The sequence below is a fragment of the Chryseobacterium sp. A301 genome, from assembly GCF_054489425.1.
Window position 1 is genome coordinate 35,481 of record NZ_JBTMWY010000003.1, and the last position, 22,304, is coordinate 57,784.

Genomic DNA, 22,304 nt, shown 5'->3' on the forward strand with positions numbered 1-22,304 from the left:
TTTTTAACCGATTCAAATCATGAGAAAAAGACTGAATATAAACTTTATAGCACTTGGAACTTTCCTGGTGTTTTTCCTTGTTTCTTGCTCCTCTGGTGGCGGCGACAATCCAGGGACACCAGAACCCAAACCGACACCGAGCAACCTTGTGGTTAGTTCTTTAATTGTGGGCTCCAATGCTCAGAATCCAGAAGGAGACGGAAGTGGGGTCGTTAATTTCACTGCGAAAGCAGACCATGCCACAAGCTACAAAATGCTAGTCAACGGAGAAACCCTTAGCTCAAGCACAGGCGCATTTACCTATACGTTTACCGCTCCCGGATCCCATGTTTACAGCGTGTTTATTTCCGCCTATAACGGAGATAAATTTGCTTCTAAAACTCTTGAAATCCGAGTGAAGGTTGCCTCCAAATTAGTTTGGTCTGACGAATTCAATGTGGACGGCGCCCCGGATGCAAAAAAATGGACCCATGAGACAGGAACTGGAGATGGCGGCTGGGGAAATAACGAGCTACAATATTACACCAACCGAAGAGAAAACTCGGAGGTTAGTAACGGTACACTTAAAATTCATTTGATTAAAGAAGCATTTCAAGGAAGCTCCTTTACCTCGGCCCGAATGGTGACCAAAGGTAAATTTGATTTCAAATACGGAAAGATTGAATTCCGAGCCAAGATTCCTACCGCAAAAGGAACATGGCCAGCGCTTTGGATGCTAGGGGCCAATATAGACACAGTCCCTTGGCCTGGCAGTGGAGAAATTGATGTCATGGAACATGTGGGAAACCAACAGAACCGAATCTTCTCCACTTTGCATTATCCTGAACACTTCGGTGGAAATGCAGTAGGTGGAAGTATGATGCTTCCAACAGCATCAAGCGAATTCCATATTTATTCGGCCGAATGGACTCCAAGTTCAATCATTTTCTCCGTGGACAACAAACCTTATTTCACATTTAGCAATTCAAGTTCTTTGCCTTTCAATCATAATTATTTCATTATTATGAACATGGCAATGGGCGGAAACTTTGGAGGCGCGATCGATCCTTCGGTTCAAGGGGCTACCTTTGAAATTGATTATGTTCGCGTATACCAATAACCTTAAACCTTCCCAAATGAAAACCCGTCTTTTAACCACTATTTTCACAGGCATGCTTGTGGCAACTTCACTTTCTTGTTGCTCTCGCTCCTCGGAACCCGGAGGGAAAAACCCTCCCGTAGATCCACCCGTGAATCCACCGACCGCGAAAAATGAAGTAGATGTGTGGATTACGAAATCGGATCAGTCTGCTTTGCTCCAAAAACAAACAAACGTGATCGCCTTTTCATCCCAGACGAATTCCTATCCTTTTATTGATATCAATACCAATCAAAAATTCCAATCTGTCGATGGATTTGGATACACCCTTACAGGGGGTAGTGTGGAGGTTATTAATAAGTTAAGCGACTCTAAAAAAAATGAACTTCTGCAGGAACTATTTGGACAAGGGGATAACAGCATAGGAGTAAGTTATATTCGACTAAGCATCGGCGCATCGGATTTGAATAGTTCTGTATTTTCTTACAACGATTTACCGGCAGGTGAAACCGACGTAACTTTAGCCAAATTTTCACTCTCGAAGGACCAAGCTTTAGTGGATATGCTTAAGCGCATTCTCGCGATCAATCCTAACATTAAAATTATGGCTACGCCGTGGTCTCCACCGACCTGGATGAAAACCAATAAGAGCAGTATTGGAGGTGAACTTCTACCGGAGTACTACGGGGTCTACGCTCAGTATTTTGTAAAGTACATTAAAGCGATGAAAGAAAATGGCATCACAGTCGATGCAATCACGCCGCAAAATGAACCTTTGCACCCTGGGAACAATCCTAGTTTATCCATGTCGGCAAAGCAGCAAGCAGAATTCATTAAAAACCATTTAGGACCTGCGTTTCGCACAGCAGGCGTTCAAACCAAGATTGTAATCTACGATCACAATTGCGATCGCCCTGACTATCCAATTGAAATTCTTTCGGATACCGAAGCAGCGCAATACGTGGACGGAAGTGCATTCCACCTGTATGGAGGAGACATAAATGTTTTGCAAGGAATTCACGATACCTTCCCGTCCAAGAATCTTTACTTCACAGAACAGTACACGGCATCAACAGGAGAATTTGGAGGAGATCTTAATTGGCATGTGAAGAACGTAATCATAGGATCGATGAGAAACTGGAGTAAAAACGCACTCGAATGGAACTTAGCGAATGACGGTCGTTACGAGCCGCATACGCAGGGCGGATGTGACACGTGCAAGGGCGCAATTACGATTAACGGAAGTAGCAACTTCACCCGCAACGTTGCTTATTACATTATAGCGCACGCCTCGAAATTTGTCCCTCAAAACTCGGTTCGGATTCAGTCTACCCAAAATTCAAACCTTAGTACCGCAGCTTTTCAAACGCCTAGTGGGAAACTGGTTTTAATTGCACAGAACGGCAGTGGAAACGCTGAAATCTTCAATTTAAGAATTAATGGAAAATGGGCCACCTTATCTCTCGATGCAGGTGCGGTCGGAACCTTTGTATTTTAGAGCGTATAATCCAAGGAAAATAAGGTATGAAAAGTTTAATTGCAGTTTTAGTACTTGCCACACTCACTTCTTGTCAAACCAAAGTCCCGCTGGAGAAAGACGGCTTAAAACTCGTCTGGAGTGATGAATTCAACTACCAAGGACTTCCTGATTCATCAAAATGGGAATTTGAAGAGGGGGGAAGTGGCTTTGGAAATCATGAACTCCAGTACTACACGAAAAACAGACTCAAAAATGCGCGCGTCGAAAAAGGAAGCCTTGTCATCGAAGCGCACAAAGAGCCTTGGGATAAGAATGAGTATACGTCTGCCAAACTGCAGACAAAATCCACGCAGACATGGACCTACGGACGAATAGAAGTTCGTGCAAAGCTTCCGAAGGGGAGAGGGACTTGGCCTGCAATCTGGATGATGAGCGAGAAAATGAAATCCTGGCCTAAGGACGGAGAAATTGACATTATGGAACATGTAGGTTACAATCCTGGTTTCATTCATTCCTCGGTACATACGCAGAAATACAATCACGTCATCAACACCCAGAAAACGGATACTTTATATGTAAAAGACGCCATGGACAAGTTCCACGTCTATACGCTAGATTGGACGCCTGAAAAAGTGGATGTATACGTTGATGACGTTAAATTCTACACCTACGAAAATCAGGAAAAAACCTATGAAGCTTGGCCACTAGATCAGCCCTTTTACCTCATTTTAAATCAGGCCGTGGGAGGTGACTGGGGTGGGAAAGAAGGGGTAGACCCAAGTATTTATCCTCAGAAATTCTATATTGATTACGTTCGCGTTTATCAATAAAAAAACACCCAATCTATAGCAATAGATTTTCGAAACAAAAATGCAAGCCTTTTCGCTTGCATTTTTATTTTAATCTACTTGTACTTACCTTTTTAAGAGAGGTAATCTAAGGCTTTAGTTTCGATGCAATCAGATTGCAATCGGCCTCTGTTAAGCTATGACCACTTTCAAATTTCACAACTTTAGGAGTCGCGTAACGCTCTCCAGAATCATCATAATCACCAATTCCTTCGATGAGTTTACCGTCTTTTTGAAGAAACCAGATTTCACGCGTGGAAGTAGTTCCTTCAGCCTGAAATACATAATCCACCTTTAGGGTATCTCCATTTGCAATTCCAGCTAAATCTCCGAAAGAGCTATCTTTCTCAAAGTTTTTATACCTTAAACTCCCTGTGATTGTTCCCAGATTGTTGTTAATCTTTGCAAAGAGCGTATCCTTACCAATCACTTCAAAATAACAAGTGCTAGTACTGGCAAGTGTAGAATCGGTTACATTGGCTTCATCAATAAAAATTCCACTGGAGTCAATAGGTTCCACAGTAGTGGTTTCTGTTTTCTTATTACACGACACAACGGCTAAAACCATTGCACCTATTAAAACTAAATTTTTCATAAGTCTAGGGTTTAAATGAGTTTTCAATTTAGTAATAATCTAGAAATGCCACAAATGGGACCTGAAAGCGTCATTGTGACTGGCTTTATTTTTTCCATCAATATGAGGGATAGCATTAAAAAGATAAGTCTTTTAAGGTAACGAACATCAATGTACAGGACCATTCTCCATGCTATATATAATTCCTATAATTTATATTATGTTAAATAGGATTGGTTTCTGAATTCAAGGACCAATCTGTTTATTTCGTAAGCCAGACCCTATTTTCACGCAGACAATCCTGTGCTTCAATCTTGAATATCAAGAACATAAAAGTCGCCTTTTCACGAATAAACACCTCGAACATTGTCATCCTTTCAACTACAAATGGCGAAATTATTCTTTTTCTCAGCAATACGGTTAAATGCTTTTAATCTATTTTCTTCAGGTAAATTTAGATAGATTCGGCGATTTTTTCTGTTGTTTGTGAAATTATACCCAAGTAAGGATCTTTTTCTAAATAGCAAAGATTCCACTTGCAACTCTAGAAAGTTCACTTTCATTCACCAACCATTTTAAGGCTGTAGAAACAGCTTTATAATTTCCATATGAAAGAAAATTTTCCGTATAAAAAAGCGAACCCCTCTTCGCTTTTTTATTTTTTCAAGTATTTTAAAATCAATGCTTTACATATTTATTTTCATGCATTATTGTTGCAAATTTAGGAAACATTTGCGACCAAATTCAATTTAAATAAATAATTTAATCACCTCGATTCTTTCCCTTTCTTCAACTGATGTATTAAGTATATCAGTTGGTGTACTAAGGACATTAACTAGTGTATTACGTATATCACCTATTATCAAAAAATAAAACGGTTGTAAAGCATTTATTACAACCGTTTTTCTTGAATAATCTATAATGTATTTTACTGCAGTACTATTTTAGACATTTGTCTAGGAACTGCTCTTGCTCCCAAAGAGTGTGTAATACAGATTCCTTCGCTGCATATCCATGCGCTTCTAAAGGAAGTAATACCATTCTTACAGGCGCTCCAAGATTCTTTAGAGCTTGGAAGTAACGCTCAGTCTGCAAAGTAAAGGTTCCTGGATTATTATCCGCATCTCCGTGAATTAAAAGCATTGGAGTTTTCATTTTATCCGCATGCATAAACGGCGACATGGTGTTGTACAAATCTGGATTGTCCCAATAGTTCCTCTGCTCTCTTTGGAATCCAAAAGGCGTTAGGGTTCTATTGTAAGCTCCACTTCTTGCAATTCCACAGGCGTAGTCTTTAGAATGGGTCAAAAGATTTCCAGTCATAAAGGCACCATAAGAGTGACCTCCTACTGCTACTTTCGTACGGTCGATATACCCTAGTTTATCCACAGCATCAATAGCGGCTTTCCCATTGGCCACAAGTTGAGTAATAAAGGTATCGTTAGGCTCTGTAGTCCCTTCTCCTACAATTGGGAAGGCTGCATCGTCTAGAACCGCGTAGCCTTTGGTCACCCAATAGATAAACGATCCGTAGCTTGGGAATGTGAAATCGTTAGGATTCTGAGTGATTTGACCCGCTGTTTTCTTGTCTTTGTACTCTGTTGGGTAAGCCCAGATAAGAAGAGGTAATTTTTCTTTCTTCCCTACTCGATCGTAATTCGCAGGCAAATAAAGCGTTCCACTAAGTTGAACTCCGTCTGGACGGGTATAAGAAATCACTTCCTTATAGACATTGCCCAAACTTTCAAAAGGATTTTCAAAGTGAGTCACAGCTGTCCCTTTGCCATTCTTTATATTTCTTACATAGGTATTTGGATATTCTTTGGCCGACTGCTGAGATACGAGAATGGTCCCTTTCTTAATATCAATGATATCTATAATATCTTCTTTCGCTCCTTTTAGAGAAGAGGTGTAGAGTCTTTTCTTCGCAAGCGTTTTAAAATCCTGCTCATCTACGAAAGGCTTCTGCCCCTCTTTTGTGAATCCATCTCCAATGAGAAGAACTTTCCCATTCTGAACATCGACCACGCTCTGACCAAATTCATTCCGAGTACGGCTATAGGATCCTGGATCACTGTAAACATCCTGCGAGTTTCTATCCTCAATGACTTTAGAGTCCCCTGTCTTTAAATCCACTAAGAAGGATTTAGTATTACGGGTATCGTACCAGCCCTCATGCACAATGGCAAAATTCGAATTGGTCCAAGTAATTCCGGAATAACGCTGCTGAGTCTTAAAGAAAGGCACTGGATTTTGCGTAAAAGGAGCATCCCAAGTGGAAATTTGATCTCTGTACTCCACTTTTTTCGCAGGATCACCTCCATCAAGCGCTTCTGTAAAAACTAATGTGGAAGGTTTATCGCTTCTCCAATACATACTTCTTTTCCCCATTCGAACGGCAGAAAATCCTTTTGGCATGATTTCGTTTCTTGGGACTTCATTTACGACTTTCACTTCTTTTCCGCTCTCATCATAAACCGTACTCACCATTGGGAATCGGCTAAGAGGAACGATATAAGAATAAGGTTTTTGAATGGTCGTAGAGAGAAGATACTTTCCATCGGGAGAAAAGCTTAAAGAAGAATAAATGGCTTTGTTTTTATAAGGACTGGATTCTCCATTAAGATTCACTTTGTGAAGCTCAGAATGGGTAAGAGCATCAAAATTAGCTTCGTCTTGAGGGTTGCTTAGTAAATCCTGGTACGTTCTATTCTGAGAGACTCTTCCGTCCGAGTTGGAAACGATTGGACCCGTAGGTAAGTCTTTCGAAGGATCGATTAATTGCGGACGATTAGAAGGAATTACTTTGATCAATAGATTTTCTGAATCTCTAAACCAAAGATAAGGAGACCCTAAATTCGCATTTAGATTGTCAGGAGTGATTTTCTTTGCGCTAGCCGACTTCTTATCCACAACCCAAAGCTCTACTCCACTTGCTGTCGTGTTTGTAAAGGCAAGTTTGGTCTCGTCCGGTGAGAATCCAAAATTAGCAATTTTTGCATTCGAAGGAAGTCCTTTCACTTGAACTTCGGACTTATCACTAAGCTTTCTTACTTTGATATTGTTGACATACGTGGTGCTACTTGAGATGTTGGTCACGGGATTGATCCTTAGACCTCCTAAGCGCATTTCCTCTTGGTTTAATTCGTCAAGAGTTTTGTAGGTGTTTCGGTACGAGAATACCATCCACTCTCTTCCACTGTCCATAAAGACCGAAGGAGCTCTTTCGTAATCCGCAAGCTTAAGAATTTCTGCAGAAGGTTTTTGATAAGTAATGTTTTCCTGGGCCGTGGAAAGACCCATGAATGCCAGTAAAACGGCAGTTAATTTTAACTTCATAGTTTATACAATTTGCACGAAAATAGGAAAATTAAACCAAACTATGAGTATATGCATAACAAATTGCCCAAAACTTATCAAAGTGTCGCTAATTCTTTAGAATAGATGGGTTGAGGCCTTAAGTCAAGCCTCTAAAAAGGTTCAGGTATGCCGTCGCGAAAATGCCGTTTTAATCAAAATAAACGACTAAGAAATTCAGGCTTTGAGAGACATGCTCCCCTAAAAAGGTCAGTTAAAAAAGAAATGTAATAAAATTTTTACCAAGCAGAACTCGCTCTTTTCTTTGTAATCATTCCGTCAATGGAATACTTTCCGGGACCAAAAGCCATTAGCAAAAGATAAATGCTTAGGTAAAGAAGTCCCATTTCTTGGTCACTAAATAAATCTCCACCGTGCACCACGAAGGATATTACTGCAGTTAAAGCTATTAGAAATAAAAGTGCTCCCCTAGTGAAAAGTCCTAGTATGACAAAAATCGAACATACCACTTCTACAAAAACGCAAAGTCCTAAGGTAAACTCAGATCCTAATCCTAGAAAGTTATAGAATTCGATCGGCTCCCCAGAGGACAACTTCATAATCTTTGGAAATCCATGGGAAATCATTCCAAAGCCGATAAAGAGTCGTACCACTAGTAAAATGAAGTCATTAACACGGGGATGGGTGTGGATTGAAGTTAGAAAATTCATAGAAAGTAGTGATTTGGTAACAAAACTAAGAAAAAACCTTTAAACCGCGCAGCAAAAAAGCATTATCCTTCTAACGATAGCCGAAACTCTTGAGATCTCGCTCGTTTTTACGCCAATCTTTTTTGACTTTGACAAAAAGGTTCAAGTGAATTTTTTTATCAAAAAATTTTTCGAGATCAACCCTTGCCTGAGTCCCTACTTTTTTAATGGCTTCTCCTCTATGTCCAATGATAATCCCTTTTTGGGTTTCTCTCTCTACATAAATGATGGAATCAATGACAATAGCTCCCTCCTTTTCGATAAACTGCTCGGTAACGACTTCCACAGAGTATGGAATTTCCTTCTCGTAATTCAGAAGGATTTTCTCCCGAATGGCCTCGTTTACAAAGAAGCGCTCCGGCTTGTCCGTGTATTGCGTTTTATCGTAATAAGGCGGGCTATCAGGGAGTAATGACTTTAGTTTCGGAAGAATTAAAGCGGTGTTCACGCCTTCAATCGCAGAGATCGGAAGAATTTCTGCTTTTGGAATTTTCCCATGCCAAAAGTCGATGACAGCTTCCATTGCTTTTTGATCTGAAACATCGATCTTGTTCACAAGAATAAGGACAGGAACAGGAATTTTGTTGAGTTTGTCAATCAAAAATTCAGAAGGTTCCGTTTTGTCGGTGATGTCGACAATAAAAAGAAATACGTCTGCATCTTGAAGAGAATCCTTTACAAAATCCATCATCTTTTCTTGAAGGCCGTACTTAGGATCAAGCACTCCAGGGGTATCCGAAAAAACGATCTGCACGTCTTCTTCGTTGTAGATACCAAAAATTCGATGGCGGGTGGTTTGCGCCTTCTGCGTCACGATGGCGAGCTTTTCTCCCATCAGTGCATTCAAAAGGGTTGACTTCCCTGCATTGGGTTTCCCCACGATATTAACAAATCCAGCTTTGTGCGTATTCACAGCAATAATTTTAAGTAAGGGCAAAGTTAAGGATAAATTACCGATTTATTTTTTTCGAACGATCGGTAGAATTTCGTTCTCGCTGAGCCCATAGCGCTTTTGCTCTTGTTTTGAGAAGTTCTTAGAGTACTCAAGTACTTCCACTTCGAATCCCACGGATTCAAGACGCGTAAAGTAATCCATTCCGTACCAACGCACATGGTCGTATTGTCCAAAATGAATTTGTCTTTCTTTCGGATCGGTAATGGAAAAGTCTTCATAGGTTTGCTTTTCACTTCTTTTTAAAGGAACTTGCAAAATTCCCCAACCGCCCGGCTTTAAGACGCGATAGAGTTCGCTCATGGCCTTTCTATCTTCCACAATATGTTCAAGAACATGGTTGCAGAAAACCACATCAAATTCTTCGTTCTCAAAAGGCAATTGAAGTAAATCGGCTTTGACATCGACAATGGGTGAATACAGGTCCGCCGACACATAATGAAGGTTCTTCATTCGTTTGAAACGCTTAAAAAAAGCCTGTTCTGGCGCCATGTGAAGGACTTTCAAGGAATCCGAAAAGAACGAGGTCTCTTTCTCTAGATAAAGCCACATCTGACGGTGTCTTTCTAGACTTAAAGTTCCTGGGGCCAACGCTCCGGGTCTTGGGGTTCCATACCCATAGGGAAGAAACTTCCGGTAGGATCGTTTGTCAATGGGATCGGTAAAGTCTTTTCCCCGAAACCAAAGATAAAGCAAGGGTCTAAGTGCTAAACTCAGTCGAATTAATATCGGCCGAGGCAACGCATTTAGAAGGTATTTTGCTAGTTTCTGCATCTAGAAATCCAGCGTAAAAGGAGCTTCTTCGTCAGACTCAATTCCTAACGCTTCGTAAATAAATTTATAAGTGGACAGCAACACGGGTTTTCCCCCAATGATGCATACATCGTGTTCAAAATGAGCCGAGGGTTTGTTATCTAATGTAGTCACGGTCCATCCGTCTGAATGAAACTTCACTTTTTCAGTTCCTAGGTTAATCATAGGTTCAATAGCAAGTGCGATCCCGTCTTTTAATACTTTCCCACTCCCCTTCTTCCCATAGTTAGGGACTTGAGGATCCTCGTGCATTTTGCGGCCTAGTCCATGCCCTACCAACTCACGAACCACACCATAGCCGTGAGATTCACAATACGTTTGAATTGCATAAGAAATATCCCCTACACGCTTCCCTCTAACGCACTGCTCGATTCCTTTGTAAAGAGATTCTTTTGTAACCTTTAGGAGCTTTTTAACTTCTTCATCCACTTCTCCCACTTCAAAGGAATACGCGTGATCTCCGTAAAAGCCATTCATGTACACACCGCAATCCACAGACAAAACGTCGCCTTCCTCTAAGGGCTTATCGTTCGGAATCCCATGTACCACTTCTTCATTCGGAGAAATACAAAGGTTCTTAGGAAATCCATACTGTCCGAGGAAAGCAGGAATACCCCCGTGATCACGGATGAATTCGTCGGCAATTTTGTCTATGTAATTGGTGGTAACCCCTGGTTTTATTTCGCTGGCCACCATTCCTAGCGTTTTCGAAACCAACTGTGCACTCTCGCGCATCAGTCTTAGTTCTTCTATGCTTTTTAGTTGTATCATATTCGTTTACCAAAAAAGGCCTTTTTTCTTATCTTTTTTCATTTTTGAAAATGCGAGGACTTCTCCTCCTTCTACACGAAATTCAATCTTTTCATCGAGAATTCTGTAAATCTCACCCCAACCTGGAAATCCTCCTAGATTGCGATCGTCAATAAACAAATCTGCATCAATTTTTCGCGACGCATTCTGTTCATCAAAGACTTCCCCTTCAAAGCTTGAATTGACGCTGTAGAATTCAAGTCCTTGCTTGCGGCAAAATTCAATCGCCTCGTCGAGTTCTTTGCCGCTTCGGTAGGTCCATAGAATTAGGCGATACCCCTCACTTTGAAGTTTTTTCAAGGTGTCGAATGCAAATATTTTAGGTTTTCCGATACTAGGATAAGCATCGTCTACAATAGTACCGTCGAAATCTATCGCCAGTTTTTTATTGCTTTTCATCATGTTCAAACTATTTTCCGAGTGCAAAGGTACAAAAAAAGAGCCGGATGTTTAGGAAACTCCAGCTCTAATAGAATGTTTAGACTCGCTCTGTTAACTGCGTACCCATTTGAATTTGTACTCCTGGTCCGGAGTGGAAATTCGATCGGTTACGCGTTGAAGTCGAGAGGGCAGTTTCATTAGGTACTCCTGCGCTTTTTGAGCCGACTCATTTAAGTTGTCAAAATGCTCAATTTTCCAATCGTCAAGAAGTTGTTTAAGGATATCAATATAGTCCTGAGCCGTATACACCATGCAACGCTGCGCCGCATCCGAAAAATGAGACCAAAGCTCTCCTGCTTTCTGTCCACTTTCTCTCATCATATGGGCAGGCATGACAATTTTCTTTCTCATCATGTCTTCAAAAGCAAGCATCATTTCGGAAGGATCCATTTCAAAAATACGCGTTACAAAATGCTTGTATGCCTTGGCATGTCTCGCTTCATCCGCTGCAATGACGGCGCACATTTTGGCTAGTTTTTTATTCCCGCTTTGCTTCGCAAAAGTTCCTACTCGTCGGTGGGAGTAATTGGTGGCTAACTCTTGAAAACTTGTATAGACAAAGTTTCGGTAAGGATCGGCTGAGGTTCCCAAATCAAATCCATCTTGAATCAGGTATTGAGTGGTAATCTCTACTTCACGCATATTTACTCTTCCACACAGATACAAGTACTTGTTAAGCAAGTCTCCGTGTCTATTTTCTTCTGCGGTCCACGATCGAACCCATTGGCTCCATCCTCCACTTTTTTCTTGTTCAACGCCATCGATTCCCATAATCCAACTTTCGTAACTGGGTAGGGCCTCCTCTGTGATACAATCTCCAATAAGAGTCACAAACAAATCGTACTCCATGTCCTGCGCAAAATGCTGCAATTCTTGGACCTCGTCTTGAAAGGAGTCACTAGTTGGATCCGGTAGAAAATCAGTAGGTTGCCATATTTTTTCTACAGGCGTTAAATAAGTATCGATAAAAGAATTGACTTCTGGACTTAAGGATCGCATGACCTCTAGTCGCACTAATTTATTATACATCGGGTTGGTTTCTGAGGTGCAAGATAGTTAAATAATTATTTTTAGCATAACACATTGATGGGAATTTAAGGCTCAATCAGAACCTCTCCCGTCATTATTTCTGGAATTTCGATTCCCATAGCTTTAAGGATCGAGGGAGCAACATCCCCAAGTTTCCCTGGTTTTAAGTTCCAAACTTGGTCTTTGTCCATGACAATTAAAGGAACCAGATTGGTTGAATGCTGTGTATTGGGCGAACCGTCCTCGTTTTTCATCACATCGCTGTTCCCATGGTCGGCCAAAATAAAGACACAATATCCATGCTCATAGGCTGCAGTGGCTACTTTTTCGATGCAGGAATCGACGGTCTCGGCAGCTTTCACTGCCGCTTCAAACACACCTGTATGACCGACCATATCGGTATTGGCAAAATTCAAACAAATGAAATCCGCACTTTCGTTGTTAATCTCAACCAAAATATTTTCGGTTATCTCGTAGGCGGACATTTCCGGTTTAAAATCGTAGGTAGGAACGTCCTTCGGACTTGGGCATAAAATTCTCCTCTCCTTAGCAAAGGGTTCTTCCCGTCCCCCAGAAAAGAAAAAAGTAACATGAGGGTATTTTTCTGTTTCCGCGACGCGAATTTGAGATTTGCCATTGTTTTCAAGAACTTCTCCCAGTGTACCTTGCAAAACTTCTTCATCAAAAACCACTTTTACGTTTTTAAACCCTTTGTCGTAATTCGTAAGCGTAACATAATACAAATCTAATGCATGCATATTGTACTCTGGAAAATCCCTTTGGCACAAGACTTCCGTGATTTCGCGTCCACGGTCCGTGCGAAAATTAAAACTAATTACCACGTCGCCTTCTTCAATTAAGGCCATCGGAAGATGACTTTCCTTTTGCATTACGATTGGCTTTAAAAACTCATCTGTGATTTCCTCGTCGTACGAATGCTGAATGGATTCAAGAGCATTGTAAGATGGTTCTCCGATTCCTTTCACCATGGCATTGTAAGCTAATTTGACTCTTTCCCATCGTTTGTCTCGGTCCATGGCATAATATCTTCCTACGACAGAGGCTAACCTTCCTCCTGTGGTTTGCATATGCGTTAAAAGCTCATCTATGAAATGCACGCCCGATTGCGGATCGCAGTCTCGTCCATCTGTAAAGGCATGGACAAAGGTACAATCTGAAAGTCCATTTTCATGAATGGCCGTTAAGAGTCCTTTTAGGTGGTTGATATGAGAGTGCACTCCCCCATTGGAAACCAGTCCAATCAAATGCACTTTTTTGTGGTTTTTCTTTGCGTACTCAAAAGCCTCTGTGATTGCATTTTCTTTTCCTAACGTGGCACTTTCCACAGCCATATTTAATTTCACCAAATTCTGGTACACCACTCGGCCGGCGCCTAGGTTCATATGCCCTACTTCTGAATTTCCCATCTGACCGATGGGAAGTCCCACAGCTAGTCCGCTTGCCTCTAAGGTGGTGTGTGGGAAATTTCTATATAAACTGTCCATAAACGGAGTGGAGGCCTGATCGATGGCAGAAACGCTAGGATCCGTTCCGAGTCCCCAACCGTCGAGTATGGCAAGTATTGCTTTTTTTGACATGATGTACTAATTTTACTTTTACAAAATTACCAAAACAATTCCCAACCTTCCTACTTTATCAGCGAAAATCGAATTGGAAGAGGCGAAATAAAGAGTTGTAGAGCGTGAAAACCTTTCGCGTTTCTTGCTCTACCTTTCCATTGAAGCATAATCTTTATTAATAGGAGGAACTTTCCAGATTAATTCCTAATTTTGACTGATGGATTTAAGAGATCAATTAAAAAATTTGTTTCCCGACCATGAGGAACAAGAATTAGAAGAACCGATCGAAGTCTTTGAGCAAAAGTCAGCTTTGGTCTGCAAATTTGAAAAGAAAGCGCGAGCAGGAAAACCGGTCACGTTAATCGAAGGATTTGAAGGCCCTCAATCGGAACTAAAAGCCTTATCCAAAACCCTAAAAACTCGCCTCGCGTTAGGTGGATCAGAAAAAGACGGCGTCATCATAATCCAAGGCGATCACCGGGAAAAGATTATGACGCTTCTTAAGGAATTAGGGTACAAGACAAAACGTGTGGGAGGATAAACCCCTCTACTTTCTCTTTTTCTAATTCGAAAATAAAAATCAATTTCAACTTATGATAAACAAACTTGCAGCCTCCGAACTGGTTTTAAACCCAGACGGAAGTGTATACCATCTCAATTTATTGCCTCAGGACATTGCCACGAAAATCATTTTAGTGGGCGATCCCGATCGAGTTCCCAAAGTATCCTCTTTTTTCGATACGATTGAACTTAAGAAAAATAAACGAGAATTCTATACCCACACAGGTACGCTTCGTGGGGAAAGAATTACAGTCATGTCTTCAGGGATTGGAACTGAGAACATCGACATCGTTCTAAACGAGCTTGATGCTTTAGTGAATATCGATTTAGAGAAAAAAGAGCTTAAGACCTCTCATACCTCATTAGAGCTTTTTCGCTTAGGAACCTGCGGATCGGTGCATCCCGATATCGAAGTTGACCAAATGCTGGTCACAAAAAACGTCGTAGGACTCGATGGACTTCTTCATTTCTACCCCGATTATGAATTTGAGAATAAATTTTCAAAAGCCTTTTTAGAAGGATTCCCATACGAACGTATTAAAGGAATGCTCTATTTTGCGGAACAGTCCAAAGAAATTGCACATTACTATAAGGATGCCCCATACCATGGAAATACAGCCACATTCCCGGGCTTCTATGCACCTCAGGGAAGACAACTGCGACTTCGAAGTGTGGATGAGAAATTCTTAGAAACTCTAAACGATCTTGGCGTTTCCAATTTTGAAATGGAAACCTCCGCCATTTATGGGCTTTCGGCCCTACTAGGTCACAAAGCCTTAACCGTGAATAACGTGGTGGCCAACCGACGACGAGGAGAATTTGTTGCGGACCATCATGCCTCGGAAAAGAGAATGATTGATTGGGTGCTAGAACGAATCATTAACTAAGCAAAATAAGGATTTCAATTTTGAAATCCTTATTTGTTTTTAAAGGAGCAGGAAATCAAATGATCGTTAACCATTCCTGTAGCCTGCATGTGAGCATAGACCACTGTAGAGCCCATAAATTTAAATCCTTTCTTTTTTAGGTCTTTGGAAAGTGCGTCTGAAATTTCCGTAGTAGCGGGTACCTCACTAAGCGTTTTTGGAAAATTCACGATGGGCTTTCCGTCCACAAAAGACCATAGGTATGAAGAAAAACTTCCATACTCTTTTTGAACCTGCATGAAGCATTTGGCATTGTGGATCGTCGCTAAAATTTTTAGACGATTTCTAACGATCCCAGCATCTTGCATCAGCTGCTCTACCTTCTGCTCCTTGTACTGAGCAATTTTTTGATAATCAAAAAAATCAAATGCCTTGCGGAAATTCTCACGCTTGGAGAGAATGGTATACCAACTTAGTCCTGCTTGAAAACTCTCTAAGGTTAGAAACTCAAAAAGCTTCTCGTCGTCTCTTACAGGTATTCCCCATTCGTTATCGTGATAATCACGGTAAAGTTGATCTTTTTCACACCAAGCACATCTCTCTTTGTTCATTTTTAGTCATTGTTGTCCGATTTTAAGCGGTCTTAAATAAGTAATTGCTCCTGATAAGCATCCTTTACACCCACAGGAATTCCATTTTTATCAATACCCATTACCCCACCTTCTCAGAAATCAATAAAGCTACTACTTCTTTTTCTCGTTCGCGCATTACTATTAGTTTGAACTCAGTGTGCTAGTTTTCATTCATTTATTGTTAAGAATGGAGTTAAAACAAAATTAAGGATTATTTAGGTTAGATGAGACAAAAGATACATTCTGCACCAATTAATACTAGACGCAAGCCAAGAAAACATTAAAATATTATTGAATACTATTTGCAATTGTAGCGTTGCTGATAATTTTGAGATTCGTATTTAAATTGGTTTTTTGTTGAACTGATATCCAAATTCTTTTAATAATAATATCCATTTAAAAACCAATTCAGTTGTGTGTATCCGTTGAATCAGAATTTTGTATCGCTTTGGTTTGTAAATCAGCAATGCATTTTTCTCTGATCTTCCAAATTGTATTTAAATCAAAACGAGGATGATTTATAAGCCATTTTCTTAAAAATTTTTGATGGAGCTCAATTTTATATTGATTTACTTGATCAAATTCAATTATGAATTCTTCCACTACTTTATTTTCGAAATCTGAATATTTCGAATTTGGTTTTGTGAAGTCAAAATATTGATTTTCTATTTTCAAATAGGTGTGGGCTTCTGGAATATATGCTAATTGATTTTGACATAATGTATTCTCTATTTGTCGCGCGTAATGTTTATCCATTTTAAATATTCCGACAATGAGCTTTATCTCAAAATGGTTATTTTCAACCGCTAATTTTCGTAAAGTTGAATGTTTTGTACTGCAGGTACCCGATTGATCTTTGAAAACGCATAAAACATCTTCTTTGTTTGAATTACGTTTGTATCGCATTTGTGAAATATATCGACAAGCTTCTTCAAAAGTTGAAATTCCTAGGTCTAAGAATGCTTTGGATACCTCACCTTTATTTTTTATTTCGAAATTCATTTGTCTATATATTTTAAATTTATTTAAATACGTATAGGGGTATGTAATCTTACCTATTTCACCTCGATTTCATCTATTTAGAGATCAAATAAACCACAGTTCAAGTATAGCCCAATTTTATATTAAAGTGTTTTAATCAATTTACGTATTAATTCTCGATTGGACATACGAACTCCAAATTTTTTTGACAGGCATGATCATTTACTAAGGGCGGAATTTGTTTGCTCAGTAACCGTCCGCCAATGAGAATGATTTTTAATTATTGAGACCTCAATTTACATAATTTCCACTTCCAATAGGTTTAACATAATATTAACAATCTCAGGAATACTTCTTGCAAATCTATAACTACCAAATAACAATTAAATACATTATATTATGGACAGACAAGATTATAACAAAGCAGAAAACGCAGTGAACAAAGCAAAATGGACCGTAAACGATTATGCGGACAGAGCTAAAGATTACATTCGCGAACAGAAAGAAAGAAATGCAGAGCCTACTCAGGAAGGATGGATGGAAAGAGCAAAAGAAAATGTTTCTGATGCTTGGGAAGACACGAAAGACGCAGTAAGCAATGCTTGGGATCAAACCAAAGACTGGGCCGATAAAACATGGGAAAACACCAAGGATGCGGCAAAAGATGCAACCGACAAGGCGAAAGATGCTACGGAGGATGCAAAAGCTGAATTTAATAAGAGAACGAACTAAGGCTCTATTTCATTAAATACCTTTATAGGTATCCTTGGATTGAATGGGGAACTTCGCTACTGTGAAGTTCCCCATTTTGTAATAAAATACTTTAAACCAATTTATTAACCAATCGTTTGTTTTTAAATCTAGTCAAATACAAATTCTTTACTATACCTTAATGAGAACCGGTAACTCAAAATTTGGTTGATTATTGCTTTAATTTAATTTCGAAATAACAAACATCAGCATTTTCATAATGGGATGGTAAATTTGAAAAAACTTCTAGCTTTTTAATACCCAAGAAATCAAATCCACAGTTTTGATAGTGCTGTATCAACTTGTGGTTTTCCCCACAAGTGTCCATCCGGATAAATTTCTTATCTGTTGCAAATTCTTTAGCCCAATCCACGATAATTTTCACATAATTGTTGCCTCTAAAATTCGGGTTCGTGGCTATTCTATGAATGTAAAGTGAAGATACTCCATCGTCCTGTTTCCAAATTTCTGGATCGCTGTATGTGATTGCCCAAACACAGGCAATCTCATCATCAATCATTAACTTGAATTGTCTGTTCTCTGCAATTTCGTCTTCTATTAATTTTCTATCAAATTCTGGCCATTGGTTTTCGGGAAACCTTTCCTTTTGAAATTCGGTGGCCAATTTATAAAGTCTAAAAATTTCAGATATATCTTTTTCGGTACTATTTGCAATATTCATTATTTATAATTTGATTGATCGCATTATTCTATTATCCTAGTCATCTAGCGTCGGTTCTTCCATCGCGAAGCTAAAGTGCTCCAAGTTTGTCGATAAATTCCTGGATTTTCTCCTCAGGCGTGGCCCAAGAGGTAATCAAACGAATGGCATATCTATCCTCAGATATTTTCTTCCAATGATAAAATTCATAATCTTGTTCTAGCTTCTCGATCTCATTTATTTTCAGAATAGGAAACAGTTGATTTGTATAGGTATCACTTAAAAAAGTATAGCCTTTCGACGTAAATGCTTTTTTGAGTGTCATGGCCATTTGGTTGGAGTGAGAAGCAAGTTCAAAAAAGAGCCCGTCTTTAAAGAGTTCAAGAAATTGAACGCCCAAAGCCCGACCTTTCGCGAGCAAAGCTCCTCTTTGCTTTAGAATAAACCCAAAGTTTTTCTGAATCTCTGGGTTTACAAGGACAATGGCCTCTCCCATCAAAGCTCCATTTTTTGTACCTCCAATATAGAAAGCATCACAGAGGCAAGCGAGGTCGCTAAACTCCAAATCATTCGGTTCTGCCGTTAAAGCCTGACCAAGCCTTGCGCCGTCCATAAAGAGATAGAGATTCTTCTTTTGACAGAATTCGTAAAGCGTGGTCAATTCCTTTTTTGAATAGAGAGTACCCAGTTCTGTCGAATTGGAAATGTACACCAATTTAGGTTGGACTTGATGCGGCAAGTTGGTATGCATTTCTAGCAATTCTTCAATCGCTTGACAGGAAATTTTCCCTCCCGGACTTTCTATGCCATGAACTTTATGTCCGGAGGCTTCTATTGCACCCGCTTCATTTGTGAATATATGTCCCGTTTGTGCACTGATGACACTTTCATAGGGACGAAGTGCCGCTGCAATCACAAGTAAATTCGCCTGAGTTCCGCCGGAGGTAAAATAAATCTCAGCAGACTCCCTCTTTAACTTGTCTTTAATAATTTGTTTCGCCTCAGTGCTGTACTGATCGAGTCCGTATCCGGGTTCTTGGGTAAGGTTGGTCTCCAGTAATTTTTGTAGTATTCTTGGATGGACCCCTTCGGAATAATCGTTTTTGAAGGAATACTTCATTTGTTTTGCATTATTAACAGGGTGCGAGCCTCTCGCGAATGTAAAAGTAACAATAACTTTGTCATTTAGAAAATTAAATGTTCTTATCTTTGTTCGAATTGAATCAAAAAACTATGAAAAAATTCTCGGACCGTCTTGAGCGCTTGAGCTATTCTCAAACCTTTGTGATGTCAAATAAAGCGCGCGAAATGAAAGCAAGCGGCATCGATGTTATCAGTCTTACCCTTGGAGAACCTGATTTTGATGTTCCTCAAAACATAAAAAAAGCGGCCCAAGAGGCCATTGATCAAAACTTCTCCCACTACTCTCCTGTTCCCGGATTTCTAGATCTAAGAGAAGCGATTTGTGAAAAACTTAAAAGGGACAACGAGCTTGATTTTAAACCAAGCCAAATTTGCGTATCCAACGGGGCCAAGCAGGCTATTGTCAATGTATTGGGAGCCCTATTAAACGACGGGGATGAGGTTATCCTTCCCGTTCCCTTCTGGGTCAGTTACGATGAGATGGTTAAGTTAATGGGCGGGAAATCCGTTTTTATTAAAACCTCTTATGTGAATGATTTTAAGATGACGGCAGAGCAGCTAGAAGAGGCCATCACACCGAACACAAAAGTACTGCTCTACAGTTCCCCATGCAATCCTTCAGGAAGTTACTATACGTATGATGAGCTTAAAGCTTTAGCGAAAGTAATAGAAAAACACCCTCATTTGGTGGTCATTTCCGATGAAATTTATGAATACATCAATTACGAAACCACACACAAATCCATTGCCGTGTTCCCCGAAATTAAGGACCAAGTGGTCGTGATCAATGGAATGTCAAAAGGATACGCCATGACGGGCTGGAGACTTGGATACTCGGCTGCACCGCAATGGCTTGCTGGCGCACTTGATAAAATCCAAGGGCAAATGACAAGCGGAGCGAACACGGTAGCACAAAGAGCGGCAATTACAGCGCTAAAAACGAATCCCAAAGAGTATCACTATATGATTGAGGCCTTTAAATCTCGTCGAGATTTGGTCTACGATCGAATGAAATCCATACCTGGCTTTAAAGTATTGCTGCCTAAATCCGCATTTTACTTTTATCCAGATATTTCTTTTTATCTCGGCAAAACTCTTAATGGAACCCAAATTAACGATGCGGACGATTTTGCCATGTTCCTTCTTGAAAATGCGCATGTAGGATGCGTGGGAGGAGTCTCTTTTGGTAGCCCGGAATGTGTTCGATTTTCCTATGCGGCCTCCGAAAATGATCTTAAAAAGGCCATGGATCGAATTTCTACCACTTTAGAAAATGCAGAAATACGCTAACAAAATAAAGCGGCTTCCTTTTGGGAAGCCGCCTTACTAGATTTTTATCTAATGTTGGTTGTTCTTATTTTTTCTTTTGTCATTTGATTTCTTATAATAGGAATTGTTTTTCTTATAATTTCCTTTCTTGTAAGAATTCTTCTTCTGACCGTAGTACACGGATTGTCTCTTCTTTACTTGACCTGGCGCATAATCTTTTGCGTTACCTCCGTATATTTTCTTGGCTTGTCCTGGTGGAAGTCTTCTCGCGTTATAAGACTGAGCACGACGTATAATTCCCGGACGCCCGTATACGTTTCCACGTTCGATTACGCGTCCATCGCGGTATATGTTTCCATTCCGGTCTCTATAAACATCCCCTTGTCTATAAACCGTTCCTTCAGGAGTTCTATACACTCCTCCATTTCCGTAGGTACCAGAAGGATATCGGTTGCCTCCATAATAAGGATCCATTGCACCACAAGAAGCCACACTTACAGCAAGTGCACCGCCTAAAACTATTTTCAGTATTTTATTCATTTTGTTATTTGTTTAGCATTACAATAAATCTCAATCATTGTGCCAAACCCGAAATAGATAGACAAAAGCGTTATAATAAAACCGTACTTCTACGCTCTAGAAGGGAAACATCCCTCCATGTTTCCTCTAATTTCGCAATCTTTCTTCTTGTACCCACAAGTCTAAAACCTGCTTTTTGGTGCATTCGGATGGAGGCCTCGTTCTCAGGAAATATGCTCGACTGCAGGGTCCAGAATTGATGCTCTTCACTTGCCAGCGCCAATTGACGAAGTAGCATTGTTCCTAAGCCTTTGCCTTGAAACAAAGAATCTACATAGACACTCACTTCTGCCACGCCACTATAACAGGCGCGGGTACTAATGGGTTTGAGCGCAGCCCAACCAATGATCTTGCCCTCATCCCCTTGCAAGACAAGTCTTGCAACCCGATGGTAATTCATATCCCAACTCTCCCAGGAAGGAGCCTGCGTTTCAAAGCTTGCCAGATGGGTATCAAGGCCCTGTTGAAAAATCTCAAGGATTCTTTGCCCGTCACTGGGCTGCATTTCGCGTATGGTAAAATTCATGTACTTTTTCTTTTGAACGTGTTAAAGTCCTTGATGGACTCTAACGAAAATAGAAAAAAATCCACACTTTGCGGTATGGATTTTTTATTTCTTTTAATTAGCGTCTGTATGTAATTTGCCTATCGGTTTGCAATCAAAACTTGCACAGGCATACGGAATACAGTAAGATTGGGATCTGATTTTAAATCTTCCATTTTTACTTTATAGTGCAATTGTGAAAGCACGGTTTCCAATTCTTTTTTCACAAATTTGCAATCGCTTTTCGCATTAACATGGGTGATTTTTCCTTGCTCAGACAATACAAATGAAAGTTCTGAATTAACCAATCCTTGCTGCATCTCAGGGTTTGTAAAATCAAAATGCGTTACAATTAGGTTTCGAAGTTGATTAAATCCATCGTTATTGGATAATTCCACGGTCGCGATTTCGTTATTTGATTTTTCTGTTTGGGCATTTGCCACTGAGAACAGTGCACTTAACGCAAAAACACCAAAGGATAAAACCTTGATTTTAAGACTATTGTATTTTTTCATTGTGTTGTATTTTTTATTTGTTAACATTGCGTTCACATTAGCGTAATACAAATGTAACAAATAAATACAAACAACTGTCAAACAATCAGTTAAAAATTACCAAAAAATCAACAATTCAATGCTAATCGCTT

General features: G+C 39.9%; 23 protein-coding genes and 1 pseudogene. 7 read left to right on the forward strand and 17 right to left on the reverse strand.

From position 1 onward, the window contains the following. Positions 1 to 19 precede the first annotated feature (19 nt). The 3 genes from ACX3PU_RS06070 to ACX3PU_RS06080 are packed head-to-tail and all read left to right on the forward strand — an operon-like array spanning position 20 to position 3,388. Positions 20 to 1,099: a glycoside hydrolase family 16 protein gene (locus ACX3PU_RS06070; RefSeq protein ID WP_459084053.1), complete on the forward strand. Its 1,080-nt coding sequence runs from the start codon at positions 20 to 22 to the stop codon at positions 1,097 to 1,099. 16 nt (positions 1,100 to 1,115) lie between these two features. Next, a complete protein-coding gene (locus ACX3PU_RS06075) occupies positions 1,116 to 2,576 on the forward strand; it encodes a glycoside hydrolase family 30 protein (RefSeq protein ID WP_459084054.1) in 1,461 nt (486 codons plus the stop codon). A gap of 26 nt (positions 2,577 to 2,602) precedes the next feature. Beyond that, a complete protein-coding gene (locus ACX3PU_RS06080; protein ID WP_459084055.1) occupies positions 2,603 to 3,388 on the forward strand; it encodes a glycoside hydrolase family 16 protein in 786 nt (261 codons plus the stop codon). A gap of 106 nt (positions 3,389 to 3,494) precedes the next feature. Here ACX3PU_RS06080 and ACX3PU_RS06085 read toward each other — a convergent pair whose 3' ends face one another. The 10 genes and pseudogenes from ACX3PU_RS06085 to gpmI all read right to left on the reverse strand — a co-directional run bounded on the left by ACX3PU_RS06085 (position 3,495) and on the right by gpmI (position 13,690). After that, positions 3,495 to 4,001, reverse strand: a complete 507-nt coding sequence (locus tag ACX3PU_RS06085) for a hypothetical protein (protein ID WP_459084056.1) — start codon at positions 3,999 to 4,001, stop codon at positions 3,495 to 3,497. Between the two features lie 495 nt (positions 4,002 to 4,496). After that, a pseudogene (locus ACX3PU_RS06090) lies at positions 4,497 to 4,577 on the reverse strand (hypothetical protein); the annotation flags it as partial. Positions 4,578 to 4,919: 342 nt separating this feature from the next. After that, a complete protein-coding gene (locus ACX3PU_RS06095; RefSeq protein WP_459084057.1) occupies positions 4,920 to 7,319 on the reverse strand; it encodes an alpha/beta hydrolase family protein in 2,400 nt (799 codons plus the stop codon). Between the two features lie 257 nt (positions 7,320 to 7,576). Then, positions 7,577 to 8,008 (reverse strand): DoxX family protein, encoded by a 432-nt coding sequence (locus ACX3PU_RS06100; protein WP_459084059.1) that lies wholly within the window; start codon positions 8,006 to 8,008, stop codon positions 7,577 to 7,579. A gap of 70 nt (positions 8,009 to 8,078) precedes the next feature. Beyond that, positions 8,079 to 8,960, reverse strand: coding sequence for a GTPase Era (gene era, locus ACX3PU_RS06105; RefSeq protein ID WP_459084060.1), 882 nt, complete (start codon positions 8,958 to 8,960; stop codon positions 8,079 to 8,081). Between the two features lie 45 nt (positions 8,961 to 9,005). After that, positions 9,006 to 9,773, reverse strand: a complete 768-nt coding sequence (locus tag ACX3PU_RS06110; protein ID WP_459084061.1) for a class I SAM-dependent methyltransferase — start codon at positions 9,771 to 9,773, stop codon at positions 9,006 to 9,008. Then, the gene (map, locus tag ACX3PU_RS06115) at positions 9,774 to 10,583 is read right to left on the reverse strand and encodes a type I methionyl aminopeptidase (protein ID WP_459084062.1); all 810 of its coding nucleotides are present in this window, start codon (positions 10,581 to 10,583) and stop codon (positions 9,774 to 9,776) included. Between the two features lie 6 nt (positions 10,584 to 10,589). Further along, positions 10,590 to 11,021: a BT0820 family HAD-type phosphatase gene (locus ACX3PU_RS06120; RefSeq protein WP_459084402.1), complete on the reverse strand. Its 432-nt coding sequence runs from the start codon at positions 11,019 to 11,021 to the stop codon at positions 10,590 to 10,592. Positions 11,022 to 11,114: 93 nt separating this feature from the next. Next, positions 11,115 to 12,092: an acyl-ACP desaturase gene (locus ACX3PU_RS06125; RefSeq protein ID WP_459084063.1), complete on the reverse strand. Its 978-nt coding sequence runs from the start codon at positions 12,090 to 12,092 to the stop codon at positions 11,115 to 11,117. Positions 12,093 to 12,157: 65 nt separating this feature from the next. Beyond that, on the reverse strand, positions 12,158 to 13,690 hold the full coding sequence (gene gpmI / locus ACX3PU_RS06130; protein ID WP_459084064.1) for a 2,3-bisphosphoglycerate-independent phosphoglycerate mutase: 1,533 nt from the start codon (positions 13,688 to 13,690) through the stop codon (positions 12,158 to 12,160). 199 nt (positions 13,691 to 13,889) lie between these two features. Between gpmI and ACX3PU_RS06135 the strand changes: the two genes are divergently transcribed. Together ACX3PU_RS06135 and ACX3PU_RS06140 are read left to right on the forward strand one after the other, a co-directional pair. Next, entirely contained in the window at positions 13,890 to 14,213 is a 324-nt protein-coding gene (locus ACX3PU_RS06135; RefSeq protein WP_459084065.1) for a translation initiation factor, read from the forward strand. Between the two features lie 52 nt (positions 14,214 to 14,265). After that, complete coding sequence (locus ACX3PU_RS06140; RefSeq protein ID WP_459084066.1) at positions 14,266 to 15,120, forward strand: nucleoside phosphorylase; 855 nt, start codon at positions 14,266 to 14,268, stop codon at positions 15,118 to 15,120. Positions 15,121 to 15,149: 29 nt separating this feature from the next. Here ACX3PU_RS06140 and ACX3PU_RS06145 read toward each other — a convergent pair whose 3' ends face one another. Next, positions 15,150 to 15,710 carry a DNA-3-methyladenine glycosylase I gene (locus ACX3PU_RS06145; RefSeq protein WP_459084067.1) on the reverse strand — a complete coding sequence of 187 codons (561 nt, stop codon included), beginning with the start codon at positions 15,708 to 15,710 and terminating at the stop codon, positions 15,150 to 15,152. A gap of 429 nt (positions 15,711 to 16,139) precedes the next feature. After that, complete coding sequence (locus tag ACX3PU_RS06150) at positions 16,140 to 16,733, reverse strand: hypothetical protein (protein ID WP_459084068.1); 594 nt, start codon at positions 16,731 to 16,733, stop codon at positions 16,140 to 16,142. 378 nt (positions 16,734 to 17,111) lie between these two features. On the opposite strand from ACX3PU_RS06150, the gene ACX3PU_RS06155 reads away from it, so the two are divergent. Beyond that, complete coding sequence (locus ACX3PU_RS06155) at positions 17,112 to 17,444, forward strand: hypothetical protein (RefSeq protein ID WP_459084069.1); 333 nt, start codon at positions 17,112 to 17,114, stop codon at positions 17,442 to 17,444. 190 nt (positions 17,445 to 17,634) lie between these two features. Here ACX3PU_RS06155 and ACX3PU_RS06160 read toward each other — a convergent pair whose 3' ends face one another. Then, positions 17,635 to 18,144 (reverse strand): GNAT family N-acetyltransferase, encoded by a 510-nt coding sequence (locus ACX3PU_RS06160; RefSeq protein ID WP_459084071.1) that lies wholly within the window; start codon positions 18,142 to 18,144, stop codon positions 17,635 to 17,637. A 70-nt stretch (positions 18,145 to 18,214) separates the two neighbouring features. Then, positions 18,215 to 19,243 carry a threonine aldolase family protein gene (locus ACX3PU_RS06165; RefSeq protein ID WP_459084072.1) on the reverse strand — a complete coding sequence of 343 codons (1,029 nt, stop codon included), beginning with the start codon at positions 19,241 to 19,243 and terminating at the stop codon, positions 18,215 to 18,217. Positions 19,244 to 19,356: 113 nt separating this feature from the next. Between ACX3PU_RS06165 and ACX3PU_RS06170 the strand changes: the two genes are divergently transcribed. Next, positions 19,357 to 20,556, forward strand: a complete 1,200-nt coding sequence (locus ACX3PU_RS06170) for a pyridoxal phosphate-dependent aminotransferase (protein ID WP_459084073.1) — start codon at positions 19,357 to 19,359, stop codon at positions 20,554 to 20,556. Between the two features lie 48 nt (positions 20,557 to 20,604). Here ACX3PU_RS06170 and ACX3PU_RS06175 read toward each other — a convergent pair whose 3' ends face one another. The 3 genes from ACX3PU_RS06175 to ACX3PU_RS06185 all read right to left on the reverse strand — a co-directional run bounded on the left by ACX3PU_RS06175 (position 20,605) and on the right by ACX3PU_RS06185 (position 22,173). Further along, complete coding sequence (locus ACX3PU_RS06175) at positions 20,605 to 21,075, reverse strand: hypothetical protein (RefSeq protein ID WP_459084074.1); 471 nt, start codon at positions 21,073 to 21,075, stop codon at positions 20,605 to 20,607. A gap of 70 nt (positions 21,076 to 21,145) precedes the next feature. Beyond that, on the reverse strand, positions 21,146 to 21,640 hold the full coding sequence (locus ACX3PU_RS06180) for a GNAT family N-acetyltransferase (protein WP_459084075.1): 495 nt from the start codon (positions 21,638 to 21,640) through the stop codon (positions 21,146 to 21,148). A 119-nt stretch (positions 21,641 to 21,759) separates the two neighbouring features. After that, positions 21,760 to 22,173, reverse strand: coding sequence for a hypothetical protein (locus ACX3PU_RS06185; RefSeq protein ID WP_459084076.1), 414 nt, complete (start codon positions 22,171 to 22,173; stop codon positions 21,760 to 21,762). Positions 22,174 to 22,304 lie beyond the last annotated feature (131 nt).

Bases quoted from the DNA above. Each gene is read 5' to 3' on its own strand.
- ACX3PU_RS06095 (WP_459084057.1), bottom strand. From the start codon at position 7,319: ATGAAGTTAAAATTAACTGCCGTTTTACTGGCATTCATGGGTCTTTCC.
- ACX3PU_RS06180 (WP_459084075.1), bottom strand. From the start codon at position 21,640: ATGAATTTTACCATACGCGAAATGCAGCCCAGTGACGGGCAAAGAATC.
- ACX3PU_RS06175 (WP_459084074.1), bottom strand. From the start codon at position 21,075: ATGAATAAAATACTGAAAATAGTTTTAGGCGGTGCACTTGCTGTAAGT.
- ACX3PU_RS06165 (WP_459084072.1), bottom strand. From the start codon at position 19,243: ATGAAGTATTCCTTCAAAAACGATTATTCCGAAGGGGTCCATCCAAGA.
- ACX3PU_RS06145 (WP_459084067.1), bottom strand. From the start codon at position 15,710: ATGAACAAAGAGAGATGTGCTTGGTGTGAAAAAGATCAACTTTACCGT.
- ACX3PU_RS06150 (WP_459084068.1), bottom strand. From the start codon at position 16,733: ATGAATTTCGAAATAAAAAATAAAGGTGAGGTATCCAAAGCATTCTTA.
- ACX3PU_RS06085 (WP_459084056.1), bottom strand. From the start codon at position 4,001: ATGAAAAATTTAGTTTTAATAGGTGCAATGGTTTTAGCCGTTGTGTCG.
- ACX3PU_RS06155 (WP_459084069.1), top strand. From the start codon at position 17,112: ATGGACAGACAAGATTATAACAAAGCAGAAAACGCAGTGAACAAAGCA.
- ACX3PU_RS06185 (WP_459084076.1), bottom strand. From the start codon at position 22,173: ATGAAAAAATACAATAGTCTTAAAATCAAGGTTTTATCCTTTGGTGTT.
- ACX3PU_RS06135 (WP_459084065.1), top strand. From the start codon at position 13,890: ATGGATTTAAGAGATCAATTAAAAAATTTGTTTCCCGACCATGAGGAA.
- ACX3PU_RS06100 (WP_459084059.1), bottom strand. From the start codon at position 8,008: ATGAATTTTCTAACTTCAATCCACACCCATCCCCGTGTTAATGACTTC.
- ACX3PU_RS06080 (WP_459084055.1), top strand. From the start codon at position 2,603: ATGAAAAGTTTAATTGCAGTTTTAGTACTTGCCACACTCACTTCTTGT.
- ACX3PU_RS06120 (WP_459084402.1), bottom strand. From the start codon at position 11,021: ATGAAAAGCAATAAAAAACTGGCGATAGATTTCGACGGTACTATTGTA.
- ACX3PU_RS06110 (WP_459084061.1), bottom strand. From the start codon at position 9,773: ATGCAGAAACTAGCAAAATACCTTCTAAATGCGTTGCCTCGGCCGATA.
- ACX3PU_RS06140 (WP_459084066.1), top strand. From the start codon at position 14,266: ATGATAAACAAACTTGCAGCCTCCGAACTGGTTTTAAACCCAGACGGA.
- gpmI (WP_459084064.1), bottom strand. From the start codon at position 13,690: ATGTCAAAAAAAGCAATACTTGCCATACTCGACGGTTGGGGACTCGGA.
- ACX3PU_RS06160 (WP_459084071.1), bottom strand. From the start codon at position 18,144: ATGAATATTGCAAATAGTACCGAAAAAGATATATCTGAAATTTTTAGA.
- map (WP_459084062.1), bottom strand. From the start codon at position 10,583: ATGATACAACTAAAAAGCATAGAAGAACTAAGACTGATGCGCGAGAGT.
- ACX3PU_RS06170 (WP_459084073.1), top strand. From the start codon at position 19,357: ATGAAAAAATTCTCGGACCGTCTTGAGCGCTTGAGCTATTCTCAAACC.
- ACX3PU_RS06070 (WP_459084053.1), top strand. From the start codon at position 20: ATGAGAAAAAGACTGAATATAAACTTTATAGCACTTGGAACTTTCCTG.
- ACX3PU_RS06125 (WP_459084063.1), bottom strand. From the start codon at position 12,092: ATGTATAATAAATTAGTGCGACTAGAGGTCATGCGATCCTTAAGTCCA.
- ACX3PU_RS06075 (WP_459084054.1), top strand. From the start codon at position 1,116: ATGAAAACCCGTCTTTTAACCACTATTTTCACAGGCATGCTTGTGGCA.